Genomic DNA, 13,814 nt, shown 5'->3' on the forward strand with positions numbered 1-13,814 from the left:
TCTGTGGAGTGGTGGTTGGGGATGGGCGGGGCACTGCTGCTCGGGGTGGTGACCAACCTGGTCTACGACTTCGCCAAGTACGGGGGCTCGCGGGTGCCGCTGGCCCGGGTGCGGCGGGCGAGCCTGACACCGGGGGCGCGGGCGCACGACCCGGAGGCCGACGGGCTGGTGCCGCTGATCACCTGGTCGGCGACGCGGCCGCTGTCGCCCGCGACGCTGGTGACGGACTACGGCGGCCGGGTGGAGCGCCCGCACGCGCTGTCCACCCCAGCCTGGCGGGACGAGGTGGACCGGCAGCGCGCCGCCGGGGCGGCCGGGCGGACGGCGTACGTCTCGCGGCTGACGGTCGATCACGGCGAGCACAGCCGGGCCCGGGTGTGCGAGGTGCGGATCGCGGAGAGCGACTACGCGGAGTGCATGGCCACGACCCGGCTCGGCCGGGAGGACGCGGACTCGGCGCGGCGGGTGCGGGAGGCCCTGGAGCTCGGCCTGACCGGGTTCGTGGCCGTCGCCCCGCCGACCATGGTCAGCGCCTGCGTCGCGGTGCGGGACCGCGCGGGCCGGTTGCTGCTGCTGCGGCGCTCGCTGGCGGTGAACACCTTCCCGGCGCAGTGGACGGTCGGCATCAACGAGACGATGAAGTACCGGGACGAGCCCGGTGCGGCGGAGGACTTCTACGGCCTGGTGCACCGCGGGCTGGAGGAGGAGCTGGGGCTGCGCCCGGAGGACGTCGGGCCGCCGGTGATCAGCTGGCTGGGCTGGAGCGCGCCGGCGTCCTGCTTCACCCTGGTCGCCACCGTCCGCTCCGGGCTCGACGCCGCCGAGATCGACCTGCGCCGCGAGGCCTGCCACAGCACCTTCGAGCACGACATGGCGGCCTGGGTGCCGTTCACCCGCAAGGCCGTGTCGGCGCTGGTGGAGGGCGGCGAGTGCCCGGACGGCTCGCGGCGGTGGTCCTACCTGGCGCCGTTGGTCGCCCGGGAGGCGTGGCGGGCCGCGTCGGTCCGCTGAGCGCGGCCGCGGCCCGGGTTCCTCCTCGAACGCAGGCCCGGGCGGCTCAGACCGGCCGGAAGTCGGCGGGGCCGACGGCCGGGAGGTGCCGGGGCAGGCCGGGCGTCCAGCGCTTGGTGCCGTCGGGCAGCACGGCCAGGGCTTCGACGCCGGGGCGTCGCCCGGCCCAGGCGAGGGCGCGGTCGGGGCCCATCGCGAACGCGGCGGTGGCCCAGGCGTCGACGCGGGCGATGCCGGTGCCGGGGGAGCCGACCAGGGTCAGCGAGGCGAGGCCGGTCGCGGGGCGGCCGGTGTGCGGGTCGAGGACGTGCGCGCCGCGTTCGGCGGTGCCGGAGGTGGCCACGGCCAGGCCGTCGCCGGCCAGGACGGCGGCGAGCCGGCCGGTGCGCAGCGGGTGGGCGACGCCGATCCGCCAGGGCCCGCCGGCCGTCTGCACGTCCCCGCCGCCGCTGACGCAGTACTGCCGGGCCCCGGCGTCGCCCAGCATCCCGGCGGCCTCCTCGACGGCCCGGCCCTTGACCCAGCCGCTCGGGTCGAGCCGGCCGCCGGGGCGTTCGGTGAAGTAGCCGTCGGTCTCGTCGGCGACCTCGCGGCAGGCCGCCAGGGCGGCACGGACCTCGGGGTCGCAGTCGTCGACGCCGAGCTCGCCCCGGTCGAGGCGGCTGATCTGGCTGTCCGTCCGGTAGGGCGAGAAGACCGCGTCGATCCGGTGCAGCCGCCGGGCGATCCGGCGCAGCACGTCGGCGGTGTCCGGGCCCGGGTCGCGGACGGCGAAGGAGAAGACGGTGCCCATGACGGGCTCGGCGTGGCGGAGCACGGCGGCCTCACCGCCCGGCGCGGTCGAGCGCGCTCTGCAGGGAGCGGGCGTAGCCGTCGCTGGTGAAGGTGGCGCCGCTGACCACGTCGACGTGCGCGCTCTGGGCGGCCAGCGCCTCCTGGTTGAGCAGCGGCAGCGCGGAGCTGTTGATCTCCCGGTCGCGGCGGTCCTCGGTGGGGTACTCGACCACGTCGACGGCGGTGATCCTGCTCCCGCTGAGGGTGACCGCGACCTGGACCGGCCCGTAGCGGGTGTTCACGGCGTCTCCGGTGACCTTCCGGACGGTACCCGCGCCGCCCGTCCCGCCGGCCCCGGTGGGGGAGGTGGACGGGGCCGGGGTGGCGTCGGAGGCCCCGGCGGCGGACCCGGCCGAGCCGGACGCGGAGCCGTCGGAGCCGGCGGCCCCGCCCGAGCTGATCACCGGGGCGGGCCCGGCGGCGCCGTGCGGTTTGAGGGAGAGCAGCAGGACCACTCCGGCGGCGGTGGCGGCGGTGCTGACGACGGCTCGGCGCATGGGCGGGCCTCCTCGGGGTTCGGTGGTTCGGCGGTTCAGTGGTTCGCCGGGACGACGACGGCCGGGACGCGACGGCCGGGACGACGACGGGCAGGACGGCGACGGGCGGGACGGCGGCGTGGCCGGGCCGGGCCGGTGGGGGCGGGCTCAGAGGGCGAAGGACTCGTGGTGGATCCGCCCCGCCCGCACCCCGGCGGCCCGCAGCGCCCGCACCGCCTCCCCGGTCAGCGCCTCCGGCCCGCACAGGTAGACCTCGTGCTCGGCGAGGTCGGGGACGAGCCGGGCGAGCGCGGCGCCCAGGTCGCCGACCCGTTCCCGCGGGCCGACCAGTTCGTGCACCGTGCCGCCGCGCCGCCGGGCGACCTGCGCCAGCTCCGCCCGGAACAGCAGGTCCTGCGGCCGGGCGGCCCGCTGGACGAGGGTGAGCTCCCCCGGCAGCGTCTCGAACAGTGCCCGCAGCGGGGTGATGCCCACCCCCGCCCCGAACAGCAGCACCCGCTCGCGCCGCTGCAGCCGCCCGGTGAACGCCCCGTACGGGCCCTCGGCGCGCACCGGGGTGCCGGGGCGCAGCGCGGCCACCGCGGCGCTGTGCCCGCCGAGGTCCTTGACGGTGAAGCGCAGGAAGTCCGGGTGCGGCGGTGCGGACAGCGAGTACGGGTTGGCGGCCCAGCGCAGCCCGGGCGCCTGGAACTGCAGCCGGAAGAACTGGCCGGGCTCGGCCCGCAGGAGGTCCAGCCGCCGACCGGTGACGAAGAGCGACACCACGCCGGGGCCCTCCGGCCGGACCTCGGCCACCCGCAGCCGGTGGCGGCGGTCGAGCAGCCACGGTCCGGCCAGCCGGTACCAGCCGATCAGGGCGGCGGTGCCGAGGTAGAGGGCGTACCAGGCGGCGCGGGCCGGGCCGTCGCCGAGGTCGGCCCCGGTGGCCAACTGGTGGCCGAAGGCCAGGGCGACGGCGAGATAGGTCGCCAGGTGCAGGTAGTACCAGGTCTCGTAGGAGAGCCGGCGGCGGGCGGCGCGGGCGGACACCGCGCCGGTGCCCAGCATCAGCAGGGTGGCCAGGGCGGCCTTGAGCATCTCGGGGAAGTGGAGGACGATCTCCACGCCCTCGGCGAGCGGGCCGCGCCCGTCGGTCAGCGCGTAGCCCCAGACGACGGACAGCACGTGCACGGACACCGCGGCCACCAGCCAGCGACCGCCGAAGGCGTGCCAGCGGGCCAGCCGGTCGGCACCGACCCCGCGTTCCAGCGGCGGCAGTCGGGCCATCAGCAGGAGCAGCACCGGGGCCGCGTAGCCGGCGAGCAGGCCGGTGATCCGGCCCGCTCCGGTCAGCCACCCGGCCGGGCCTGCCACCACCGGAGTGTCTGACCACCAGAGCGCGAGGACGCCGAGCGCGCCGGCGGCGACCAGGGCGAGCACCAGGCGGGGCGGGGCGGCCACGGGTGGGCGGCGCGCCGCCCGGTGGGCCGGGCCGGCGGGTCGCGGTGGTGCTGCGGTGGCCATCGGGGATCACTCCTTCCGTCCCGGCGGCGAGCACCGCCGGGGCGCACCACGATCGCACCGCAACCTCTGAGCCGCCTCTGAACCGGGGCCGCTCCCGGCGGCCGCCCGGGCCGCGTTCCCGCAGGTCGGAGCCGGTGCGACAGGGTGCCCACCGGGCCCCGCGGTCTCAGGACTTTCTCATCGCGGGCGGTCAGAATGAACGCCGCCGACCGCGTACCGAGGGAGCACCGTGGACGACACCGCCGAGCGGCAGGAGTGGAGGGTCCTCGTCGTCGACGACGAGCCGGACCTGGTCGAGGTGGTCTGCGGCGCCGTCCGCTACGAGGGCTGGCAGGCGCGCGGCGCGACCACCGGCGGGGCGGCCGTGCGCGCCGCGGCGCTCTGGCGCCCGCACGCCGTGGTCCTGGACATGATGCTGCCCGACCTCGACGGCATGGAGGTGCTGCGCCGGCTGCACGCCGAGCGGCCCGAGGTGCGCGTACTCTTCCTGACCGCCCGGGACGCCGTCGAGGACCGGATCGCCGGGATCGCGGCGGGCGGCGACGACTACGTGACCAAGCCGTTCAGCCTGGCCGAGGTGGTCGTGCGGCTGCGCGGGCTGCTGCGCCGGGCGGCCCCGCCGGGTGCGGCCGGTCCGCCGCCCGCGCACGCCCTGGTGCTCGGCGACCTGGTGCTCGACGAGCGGGCCCGCGAGGTCACCCGCGGCGGGGAGGCGGTCGACCTCAGCCCGACCGAGTACGCGCTGCTCGTCCACCTGATGCGCCACCCCCGCCAGGTGCTGAGCAAGGCGCAGATCCTGGACGCCGTCTGGTCCTACGACTTCGGCGGGCAGGCGCACGTCGTCGAGCTGTACATCAGCTACCTGCGCAAGAAGCTGGACGCCGGCCGGCCCCCGATGATCCACACCGTGCGCGGTGCCGGGTACCTGATCAAGGCCGCGCCGTGAGCGGCGGGCCCGCCGGTCGCCGGCGCCGCGGTCTGCGCCGCCGGGCCGCCCGGCTGGTGCCGCGGACGCTGCGGGCCCGGCTGATCGCCGGCCTGCTGGTGCTGCTGGTGGTGACCTGCGCGGCGGTGGGCCTGGCCACCACGGCCGCCCTGCGGCACTTCCTGGTGGACCGGCTGGACCAGCAGCTCACCGACTCGGGCGGTCGCTACGCCGCCAGCCTCGAACACGCCGGCCAGGGCGGCGGCGGCACCGACACCCGGGCGCAGACCCCGGGCACCCTGGGCGTGCGGCTGCTGGACGGCCGGGTCACCGCGGCCGGCGTGGTCGACGGCGACGCCGACGACGCGGACGGCCTGGGCGACGACGACAGGGTGGCGCTCTCGCCCGCCGAGCAGCGGGCGCTGGCCGCACTCCCGGTCGGCGGGTCGGCGGGCACCGTCGACCTGGGCGGGGCGCAGGGGCGCTACCGGGTCCGCGCGGTCGCCGGCCGGGACGGCGACGTGCTGGTCAGCGGGCTGCCGCTGCGCCCGGCGGAGGACACCGTGGACCGGCTGGCGACCCTGGAGCTGACGGTCTTCGCGCTCGCCGTGGCCGGGGCGGGCGCCGCCGGAGCGGTCTGGGTGCGCTGGTCGCTGCGCCCGCTGGACCGGGTGGTGGGCACCGCCGAACGGGTCGCCGGCCTGCCGCTGGCCAGCGGCGCCGTCACCCTGGCGGAGCGGGTGCCGGACGACGACCCGCGCACCGAGGTCGGCCGGGTCGGCACGGCGCTCAACCGGATGCTCGGGCACGTGGGGGACGCCCTGGCCAGCCGGCACGCGGTGGAGGAGCGGCTGCGGGCCTTCGCCGCCGACGCCAGCCACGAGCTGCGCACCCCGGTGGCGGCGGTCCGCGGGCACGCCGAGCTCGCGCTGCGCCACCCCGGTGCGGTGCCGGGGCCGGTGCGGCACTCGCTGGAGCGGATCGACGCCGAGGCGGTGCGGATGGGCGCGATCGTCGAGGACCTGCTGCTGCTCGCGCGCCTGGACGCGGGCCGGCCGCTGGCCGACGCCGAGGTGGACCTCACCCGGGTGGCGCTGAACGCGCTGGCGGACGCGCGGGCGGCCGGGCCGGGGCACCGCTGGCGGCTGGCGCTGCCGGTGGAGCCGGTGCTGGTGCGCGGGGACGAGCACCGGCTGAGCCAGGTGGTGGTCAACCTGCTGGCGAACGCCCGGGCCCACACCCCGGCCGGGACGGGGGTCGAGCTGAGCCTGGAGCGCGCCGGGGCCGAGGTGCGGCTGGCGGTCGTCGACGACGGGCCGGGGATCGCCCCCGAGCTGGCGGAGCGGATGTTCGAGCGTTTCGTCCGGGGCGACCGGGCCCGCTCGCGGTCGACCGGCTCGACCGGGCTGGGCCTGTCGATCGTGCGCGCGGTGGTCCGGGCGCACGGCGGCACGGTGGACGCGGCCAGCGGCCCGGGGCGCACCGCGTTCACCGTGCGGCTGCCGGCCCCTCCGTAGCGGCTCCGGTGCGGAAGCGCTGCCGGTACTCGGTCGGGGTGGTGTCCAGGCGCCGGCGGAAGGCGCGGACCAGGGTGTCGGTGGTGCCGAACCCGCAGTCGGTGGCGATCCGGTCGAGCGTGGCGTCGGTGGACTCGAGGTGCCGGCGGGCGAGTTCGAGCCGGGCGGACTCCACGTAGGCGCTCGGGGTGGTGCCGAGTTCGGTCTTGAAGATCCTCGTCAGCTGCCGTTCGCCGATGTGCGCGTGGGCGGCGAGGTCGGGCACGGTGAGCCGGCCGGGCAGGTTGCGCAGGATGTGGTGGCGCAGCTCCTCGACCCGCCGGGTGGTGGACACCGGCTCCAGCGGGACGCTGAACTGGCTCTGCCCGCCGGGGCGCTTGAGGTACATCACGAGCTGGCGGGCGACCCGCAGCGCGAGGGCCTCGCCGAAGTCGTCGGCGACCAGGGCGAGGGCGAGGTCGAGGCAGGCGCTGATGCCGGCGCCGGTCCAGACCTCGCCCTCGCGGATGAAGATCGGATCGGCGTCCACCTCGATCTGCGGGTACTCGGCGGCGAGCCGCGCGGCCGTCGACCAGTGGGTGGTGGCGCGCCGGCCGTCGAGAAGCCCCGCGGCGGCGAGGATGTGCGCGCCGACGCACACCGAGGCGACCCGGCGCGAGCGCCCGGCGAGCGTGCGCACCCGGTCCACCACGGCCGGGTCGGTGAGCGGGTGGACCCGGCGCAGTTCGTCGACCTCGACCGACCCGGGCACCAGCAGGGTGTCGATGGGGCCCGCGGCGGCGGCCTCGTCGAAGGTGAGGTCGGGCAGGATCCGCACGCCCGCGGCGGTGGTCACCGGGGCCGTGGTCTCGGCGGCGAGGACGACGCGGTAGCCCGTCGCGTCGTCGGTCTCCCGCCGGACCAGCGAGAACACCTCCGGCGGTCCGGTGACGTCGAGCAGGTCGACGCCCTCGAAGAGGACGACGACGATCAGTCGTTGCTGCGTCACGGTGGTCATCTCCGGTCCTGCCCCGGCCGGTTCGGCCGCTCACACGCGATGTCGGAATCTGCATGTTAGGCGACATTGCCGACACCGGAGGGCCGGCCATAGCGTTCCGGTGCGGGCCACCGCAGCCGTGGCCGCCCATCCTCCAGACACCCGACCCGAGGCGGTACCCCATGCCCACGACCACCCTGCGCACCCTCAACGGCCTCGACGAGACGCCCGCCGCGCTCGCCGACGCCACCCTGATCCTGATCGACTACCAGAACACCTACGTCGGCGGGGTGATGGAGCTCGACGGCTGGCGCGAGGCGCTGGACGAGGCCGCCGCGCTGCTCGCCCGGGCGCGGGCCGCGGGGGCCACCGTGATCCACGTGGTCAACGACGGCGGGGAGGGCACCCCGTACGACGTCCGCGCCGAGATCGGCCGGATCCACCCCGGCGTGGCGCCGGCGCAGGGCGAGCGGGTCGTGGTCAAGAAGGCCCCGGACGCCTTCGTCGGCACCGGGCTGGGCGAGCTGGTCGACGCCGCCGGGCACCGGGACGTCGTGGTGGCCGGCTTCATGACGCACATGTGCGTGGCCTTCACCACCGCGGGTGCCTTCCTGCGCGGCAACCGGCCCACCGTCGTCGCCCGGGCCTGCGCCACCCGGCCGCTGAGCTCGGGCGGCACCGGGCTGAGCGCCGAGCAGGTCCACCGCGCCGCGCTGGCGACGATCGGCGACCTCTACGGGGTGGTCGTCGAGTCGCCGGCGGACCTGGGCTGACCCGCACCGTGCCGCGGCCCGCCCGTCACGGGGGTCGGGCGGGCCGCGGCGGCACCCGCGCGGTAAGGGCCGCGGCGCCCGGCCGGGGCCTCCGCGTCACCCGGTGCAGGTGATCCCCGGCGGCGCCGGGAGCCGTAGCGTCGACAGCAGAGAACCGGTCCGGCAGCGGAGCGGGCCGGGTGACGACCGCGGAGGGAGCGGTGCGATGTCCGAGGAGCAGGACGAGGAACTCAGGGAGATCGGGCCCATCGACTATCTGGTCGTGGAGTTCCCGGGCAACCGCATGACGGGCGAAGGGCTTCCGCTGCTGGTCGACCTCGTGGACCGGGGCATCATCCGGATCCTCGACTTCGCGTTCGTCCGCAGGGACGAGGACGGCAGCGTCCTGGCGATGGAGCTCACCGACCTGGACGGCGACGGGACCTTCGACCTGGCCGTGTTCGAGGGCGTGTCGTCCGGGATCCTGGACGCCGAGGACCTCGACGAGGCCGCGGCCCTGCTGGCGCCCGGCAACTCCGCCGGGGTGCTGGTGTACGAGAACGCCTGGGCGGGACCGCTCGCCGCCGCCCTGCGCCGGTCCGAGGCGCAGGTCGTCGCCAGCGGCCGGATCCCGGTCCCGCAGCTGCTGCAGTCGCTGGAGGCCCTGGAGGCCCGGGAGCCGTCCGGCGGCTGACACCGCCACGCCCGCGTACGAGCAGGACGCACGCGGACGCGGAGCACGCACACGTACGAGGAAGGAGCTCGGTCATGCCGGGACTGTTGCGCGGAGTCGCGCGTACCGCGGTCGTCGCCGGGACGGCGACCGCCGTGTCCAACCGGGTGTCGCGTCGCCAGGCCGGCCGGTGGGCCGCCCAGGAGGCGCCGCCGGAGCCCGCGCCCGCCGCGCCGCCGCCGCCCGCGGCTGCGCCCCAGCCGGGGATGGACGACAAGATCGGCCAGCTGCAGCAGCTGGCGCAGCTGCACGAACAGGGGGTGCTGACCGACGAGGAGTTCGCGGCGCAGAAGCAGCGGGTGCTCGCGGGCTGAGCCGTCGAACGGCGGATGACCGCCCCCGGCCCGTCCGGCCGGGGGCGGTCATCCGCACGGGACGCGGAACCCGCGGAACCTCAGACGCCTCCGCCGTCTCCGCGCGGGGCGCCCGCGACGGGCGGCGGCGGCCCGGGGTCGGCCACGGGCGGTGCGACCGGTGCGCCGTGGGCGGTCAGGCCGTAGATGCCCACGACGTCCACGGCGATGATCGTCAGCGACCACAGCGGGTAGGACGGCAGGAAGGCCATCTGGACGAAGGCGTTGACGACCAGGGCCACCACGCCGGTCCAGCGCGCCCACTGCGCCCGCTGGACGAGGATGCCCACCGCGGCGGCGGCCTGGACGGCTGCCACGGCCAGGACGACCCAGCCCCAGATCCGCAGGTCGCCGAAGACGTAGTGGGCGTCGCCGATGAAGACGTGCGAGTTGGCGATGGCGGCGATGCCGTCCAGACCGTTGAACAGGGCCAGCAGCGACAGCAGCACGCCGGCGAAGACCACCAGGCCGGAGCCGGCCAGGTCGGACTCGGAGTAGCTGATCGGGGGACGGGGTCCCCACTTCGGGGCGGTGGCGGCCATGGGTTCCTCCGGGTGTCGAGGGGGGGTGCCTGCCGGTTTTCGGTTGTGCGACCGGTCTCCGCCGTCCAGGCCGGAGTCCGGTGGGTCGGTCAGTGCCCGACCGCCACCTTCGCGGCGACGATGAGCAGACCGAGGAGGAGGTTGACGAAGCCTTCGGCGACGACCTGGCGCCGGGACGCACCGGCCCGGTGCGCGCCCAGGGTGGCCCAGGCCACCTGCTGGGCCACCGCGACGCCGAGCGCCAGCCAGGCGCTGTCGCCGGAGCCGAGCCAGGGGCTGACCAGCACCGCGAGGGCCGGCAGCGCGGCCGCCTCCACGATGGACCACTCGTGCCGGCCCACCTCGCGGGCGTCCCGCCAGCCCACCGTGCGCCCGGCCTCGCGGTCCCCGGCGAGGCGGGCGTACACGTGGGCCAGCCAGAACACGACACCGGTGACCACCAGCAGCACGATCAGCGAGAGCCGCGGCATCGACGCGTTCACGCCGGAGGCGGCGATCACCGAGGCGGCGAGCAGGGAGCCGTACACGGCACCGGCGTAGTCGGTGCGCTGCGGGCCCCGGGCCCGGTCCCGGGCGGGCGCGCGGGCCGGTGACCGTTCCGAGTGGGTCAAGGTCGCTCTCCTGTTCCGGCGGGTGCTCCGGAGGGCCGGACGGGCGCCGGCGCGGTGCCGATGGTCCGCCGGTGGTCGGTTCTCCCGGCCCGGGTCACCGGCCGGCTGGTTTTTCGGCCCGGCCCACCGGCCGGCCGGTCACCCCGCCCGCGGCCACCCGTTCGGGCACCGGTGCGACGGGCCCTCTCCCGCGATCATGCGCCGCCGCCGGGCGGGCGGCTTCACCCGGATCAGGTGAGGCCGCCGCCCCAGCGGCCGTCACCGACTGCGATGGCGGTCGGCGGCCCGCCGGGGCTACCGTGGTTCGGGTGGATCTTCGCCGGGCCGGCGGCGGTTCCACCCCGGGCGGCCCCCGCCCCGTCCGTTCCCCGACACCCGCCCCCGGCCGCGGAACCCCCGTGCCGAGGCCGTCAGGCGGTGGCTCCCGATGGTTCACATGCGCAGGACCCCGCTCCCGCCGGTGGAGCTCCCCAACGGCGACCCGGTGCTCGTCACCCGGCTGGAGCCCCCGCTGGCCCCGGCCGCCTTCCTCCGCCGGGACCGCCTCGTCCGGCGGCTCGACGAGGCCGTGCGGTTCCCGGTCACGCTGGTCAACGGACCGGCGGGCGCCGGCAAGACCCTGCTGGTCGCGGACTGGACCGAGCACGGCCAGCCCCCCGGGCGGCCCGCCTGGCTGACGGTGGAGGCCTCCGACGACAGCCCCGGCTGCTTCTGGTCGTACGTGCTCGCGGCCCTGCGCCACGCGGGGCAGCCGCTGCCCGCGCGCATCGGCGCACCGGCCGACGCCGACCGGGTCGAACCCTCCCTGCTGCTCCGCCTCGCCGACTGGATCGGCGGCCGCGACGAACCGGTCGTGCTCGTCCTGGACGAGTTCGAGCAGATCACCGACCCGCGGCCGGCCGAGCAGCTGCACGAACTGGTCCGCCACACCCGCGGCCGCCTGCGCCTCGTCCTGGTCGGTCGCACCGAGCCGCTGCTGCCGCTGCACCGCTACCGCGCCGAGGGCCGGCTCGGCGAGATCCGCGCCGCCGACCTCGCGATGCGGCTGCCCGAGGCCGAGGGCGTCCTGCGCCGCCACGGGCTGGACCTCGGCCCGGACACCGTCGCTGCGGTCCACGAGCGGGTGGCGGGCTGGAGCGCCGGACTGCGCCTGCTGGCCCTGGCCGCCCAGCACGCCGACGACCCCGACACCTACCTGAAGCAGATCGGGGCCGAACACACCGGCGTGCCGGACTTCCTGCTCGCCGAGGTGCTGCGCACCCAGCCGGCGCACACCCAGGACCTGCTGCTGCGCACCAGCCTCTTCCCGCGGCTGCACCCCGGGCTCGCCGACGCGCTCACCGGCCGGCAGGACGGCGGCCGCATCCTGGCCGGCCTGCACCGGGCCAACGCCTTCGTCGACCTGCTTCCCGGCGGCTGGTACCGGTTGCACCCGCTGTTCGCCGAGACGCTCCGGCTGCACCTGCACGCCGCCGACCCGGGCCTGCCGGAGGAGCTGCACCGGCGCGCGGCCCACTGGTTCGACGAGGACGGGCAGCAGCGCGCCGCCCTGGAACACGCCGTCGCGGGCGGGGCCTGGGACTTCGCCGCCCGGCTGCTCATCGACCAGCTGGCCGTCGGCGAACTCTCCGCCGGCCCCTCCGCGGGCCGACTGCGCGCGCTGTTCTCCCGGATGCCGCCCACCGCGCACACCCCGGACGCCGAGCTGGTCCGGGCGGCCGTCCGGCTCTCCGACGAGGACGTGGCCGCCGGTGTCCGGGCGCTGGACCGCGCCGAACCGCGGCTGTCGCCCGAGGACACCACCGCCCGGATCACGGCCGCCGGCCTGCGGGCCGGGGCGGGCCGGCTGCTCGGCTCGGCCGAGCTGGCCGGCGGCGCCGCCCGGCGGGCCCACCGGCTCGGGCGCTCGGCCCCGGCCGGGCCGCTGCACCGGCACCCCGAACTGCTCGGCCAGGCCGACGCCGACCTCGGCTCGGCCCTGCTCTGGGAGGGCCGGTTCGACGAGGCGGGGGAGGCGCTCGCCGCGGCGGCGGCCGCCCCGGCCACCGCCACCACCGCGCGGCTGCGCCACGACAGCCAGTCCCGCCTCGCCCTCATCGACTACCTGCGGGGCCGGCCCGGCCGGGCGGAGCGCCGGGTCCGCCGGGCGGACGAGGAGGCGGACCGGTGCGGCCTGCCCGCGGAGGCCCGCACCGACCTCGGCGACGTGGTGCTGGCGGGCGCGGCGCTCGAGCACGACGACGTCGCGGCGGCCCGTGACGCGCTGCGGCACGCGGAGCCGTCCGGCGACCCGGTGCTCGCCGTCGGCCTCGGCCTGGTCCACGCCGACCTGCGGCTCGCCCAGGGGGACCCGGACGCGGCGCTGAGCGAGCTGGAGCGGACCAGGCGGCTCGACCTCGCCGAGCACCCCTCGCCCTGGTGCGCCGAGCGGATCGCCGTCGCCGCCTGCGCCGCGCACCTCGCCGCCGGACGCGTCGAGGCCGCGGTGGACGCGGTCGCCGAGGTGCCCGGGGGCGCCCCGGACTCCGTCCTCGCGTCCTGCAGCGCCCGGCTGGCGGCCGGCCACGACGCGGACGACGCGCTCTCCCGGCTCGACCTGCTGCGCACCGACGCGGCGATCGGCAGCACCACCAGGACCAGGGCCCTGCTGCTGCTCGCCCGGGCCGGCGCCGCCCACGCGGACGCCGCCGGGCCGCAGCTGCTGGCCCAGGCGCTCCGGGCCGCCGAACCCGAGCGGCTCCGCCGGCCCTTCCGCGAATGCGGCCCCTGGGTCCGCCACCAGCTGCTGCGCCACCCGGGCCTCGCCGAGGCGCACCCCTGGCTCCCCGACGACCTGCTGCCGCCCGCGGGGCCGGCCCGCACGCGCCGGCAGGCCGTCGGCGAGGCGGCGCCGGGCCCCGCCGGGCCCGTCGACCCGCTGACCGAGCGGGAGCGCGACGTCCTGGCCCGGGTCGGGCGGATGATGTCCACCCAGGAGATCGCCGACGACCTCTTCCTGTCCCCGAACACCGTCAAGACGCACCTGAAGAGCATCAACCGCAAGCTGGCGACCACCACCCGCCGGGAAGCCCTGCGGACGGCCGCCCGGATGCACCTGCTCGACGAGGAGTGACGGCCGCTCGCTCCTGCGGTCGGTCGTTCCCGCCGGCGGTCACTCCTGCAGCTGCTCGCTCCCGCGGTCGGTCGTTCCCGCCGCCGGTCACTCCTGCAGCCGGCGGAACTCCGTCACCGTCAGTCCGAGGGCCTGGCAGCGGTTCAGCAGCCCGTACAGGTGGGCCTCGTCGACCACGTCGCCGAAGAGCACCGTCTGGCCGGCGACGACCGTGCTGTCCAGCTCGGGGAACCCCTCGCGCACGGTGATGTCCTGCAGCAGTCCGGCGACACGGATCTCGTAACGCACCGGGCCTCTCCTCCCTCCGGCCGGACCCCGCGGTCGTCCTTCGACCGTCGGACCCAGCCTGCGCCGCCCGGCCCGGGCCCCGCATCACCCCCCCGAGGTGACCGAGGCCCCGGCCCGGCCGGGCGGCGGGCCCGTCCGCCCGCCGCCCCCGCCGGTCACC

The 13,814-nt window shown here is 77.2% G+C and carries 14 protein-coding genes; 7 read left to right on the top strand and 7 right to left on the bottom strand.

Annotated features, from left to right (window positions below):
• The first annotated feature begins 21 nt into the window (after positions 1-21).
• Positions 22-1,011, top strand: coding sequence for a hypothetical protein (locus ACFYUY_RS30675; protein WP_387905474.1), 990 nt, complete (start codon positions 22-24; stop codon positions 1,009-1,011).
• Between the two features lie 46 nt (positions 1,012-1,057).
• Here the strand turns inward: ACFYUY_RS30675 and ACFYUY_RS30680 are convergent, their stop codons facing one another.
• From ACFYUY_RS30680 to ACFYUY_RS30690, 3 genes are all read right to left on the bottom strand, one after another.
• A complete protein-coding gene (locus tag ACFYUY_RS30680) occupies positions 1,058-1,804 on the bottom strand; it encodes an FAD:protein FMN transferase (RefSeq protein WP_387905651.1) in 747 nt (248 codons plus the stop codon).
• Between the two features lie 31 nt (positions 1,805-1,835).
• Positions 1,836-2,342, bottom strand: a complete 507-nt coding sequence (locus ACFYUY_RS30685; RefSeq protein ID WP_387905477.1) for an FMN-binding protein — start codon at positions 2,340-2,342, stop codon at positions 1,836-1,838.
• Positions 2,343-2,489: 147 nt separating this feature from the next.
• Positions 2,490-3,845, bottom strand: coding sequence for a ferredoxin reductase family protein (locus tag ACFYUY_RS30690; RefSeq protein WP_360209621.1), 1,356 nt, complete (start codon positions 3,843-3,845; stop codon positions 2,490-2,492).
• Between the two features lie 229 nt (positions 3,846-4,074).
• Between ACFYUY_RS30690 and ACFYUY_RS30695 the strand changes: the two genes are divergently transcribed.
• Positions 4,075-4,791 (top strand): response regulator transcription factor, encoded by a 717-nt coding sequence (locus ACFYUY_RS30695; RefSeq protein WP_360209623.1) that lies wholly within the window; start codon positions 4,075-4,077, stop codon positions 4,789-4,791.
• The gene (locus ACFYUY_RS30700; protein WP_387905480.1) at positions 4,788-6,287 is read left to right on the top strand and encodes a sensor histidine kinase; all 1,500 of its coding nucleotides are present in this window, start codon (positions 4,788-4,790) and stop codon (positions 6,285-6,287) included. The genes ACFYUY_RS30695 and ACFYUY_RS30700 overlap by 4 nt, the downstream gene beginning before the upstream one ends.
• Here the strand turns inward: ACFYUY_RS30700 and ACFYUY_RS30705 are convergent.
• On the bottom strand, positions 6,259-7,284 hold the full coding sequence (locus ACFYUY_RS30705; protein WP_360209627.1) for a DJ-1/PfpI family protein: 1,026 nt from the start codon (positions 7,282-7,284) through the stop codon (positions 6,259-6,261). The genes ACFYUY_RS30700 and ACFYUY_RS30705 overlap by 29 nt on opposite strands.
• 161 nt (positions 7,285-7,445) lie before the next feature.
• Here ACFYUY_RS30705 and ACFYUY_RS30710 point away from each other — a divergent pair, with 161 nt between their 5' ends.
• The 3 genes from ACFYUY_RS30710 (at position 7,446) to ACFYUY_RS30720 (ending at position 9,062) form a co-directional block, all read left to right on the top strand.
• Positions 7,446-8,036, top strand: coding sequence for an isochorismatase family protein (locus ACFYUY_RS30710; RefSeq protein ID WP_387905484.1), 591 nt, complete (start codon positions 7,446-7,448; stop codon positions 8,034-8,036).
• Positions 8,037-8,241: 205 nt separating this feature from the next.
• Positions 8,242-8,709, top strand: coding sequence for a DUF6325 family protein (locus ACFYUY_RS30715; RefSeq protein ID WP_360209631.1), 468 nt, complete (start codon positions 8,242-8,244; stop codon positions 8,707-8,709).
• A 74-nt stretch (positions 8,710-8,783) separates the two neighbouring features.
• A complete protein-coding gene (locus ACFYUY_RS30720; RefSeq protein WP_387905487.1) occupies positions 8,784-9,062 on the top strand; it encodes an SHOCT domain-containing protein in 279 nt (92 codons plus the stop codon).
• A gap of 80 nt (positions 9,063-9,142) precedes the next feature.
• On the opposite strand, the gene ACFYUY_RS30725 is transcribed toward ACFYUY_RS30720, so the two are convergent.
• On the bottom strand, positions 9,143-9,643 hold the full coding sequence (locus tag ACFYUY_RS30725; RefSeq protein WP_387905490.1) for a hypothetical protein: 501 nt from the start codon (positions 9,641-9,643) through the stop codon (positions 9,143-9,145).
• Between the two features lie 89 nt (positions 9,644-9,732).
• A complete protein-coding gene (locus ACFYUY_RS30730; RefSeq protein ID WP_360209637.1) occupies positions 9,733-10,254 on the bottom strand; it encodes a hypothetical protein in 522 nt (173 codons plus the stop codon).
• Positions 10,255-10,690: 436 nt separating this feature from the next.
• Here ACFYUY_RS30730 and ACFYUY_RS30735 point away from each other — a divergent pair, with 436 nt between their 5' ends.
• The gene (locus tag ACFYUY_RS30735; RefSeq protein ID WP_387905492.1) at positions 10,691-13,366 is read left to right on the top strand and encodes a LuxR C-terminal-related transcriptional regulator; all 2,676 of its coding nucleotides are present in this window, start codon (positions 10,691-10,693) and stop codon (positions 13,364-13,366) included.
• An 87-nt stretch (positions 13,367-13,453) separates the two neighbouring features.
• Here the strand turns inward: ACFYUY_RS30735 and ACFYUY_RS30740 are convergent, their stop codons facing one another.
• Positions 13,454-13,654 carry a hypothetical protein gene (locus ACFYUY_RS30740; RefSeq protein WP_387905495.1) on the bottom strand — a complete coding sequence of 67 codons (201 nt, stop codon included), beginning with the start codon at positions 13,652-13,654 and terminating at the stop codon, positions 13,454-13,456.
• Positions 13,655-13,814: the final 160 nt, after the last annotated feature.

Origin of the sequence: Kitasatospora sp. NPDC004745, from assembly GCF_042873275.1 — a bacterium.
In the GTDB taxonomy this organism is placed as follows: Bacteria; Actinomycetota; Actinomycetes; order Streptomycetales; family Streptomycetaceae; genus Kitasatospora.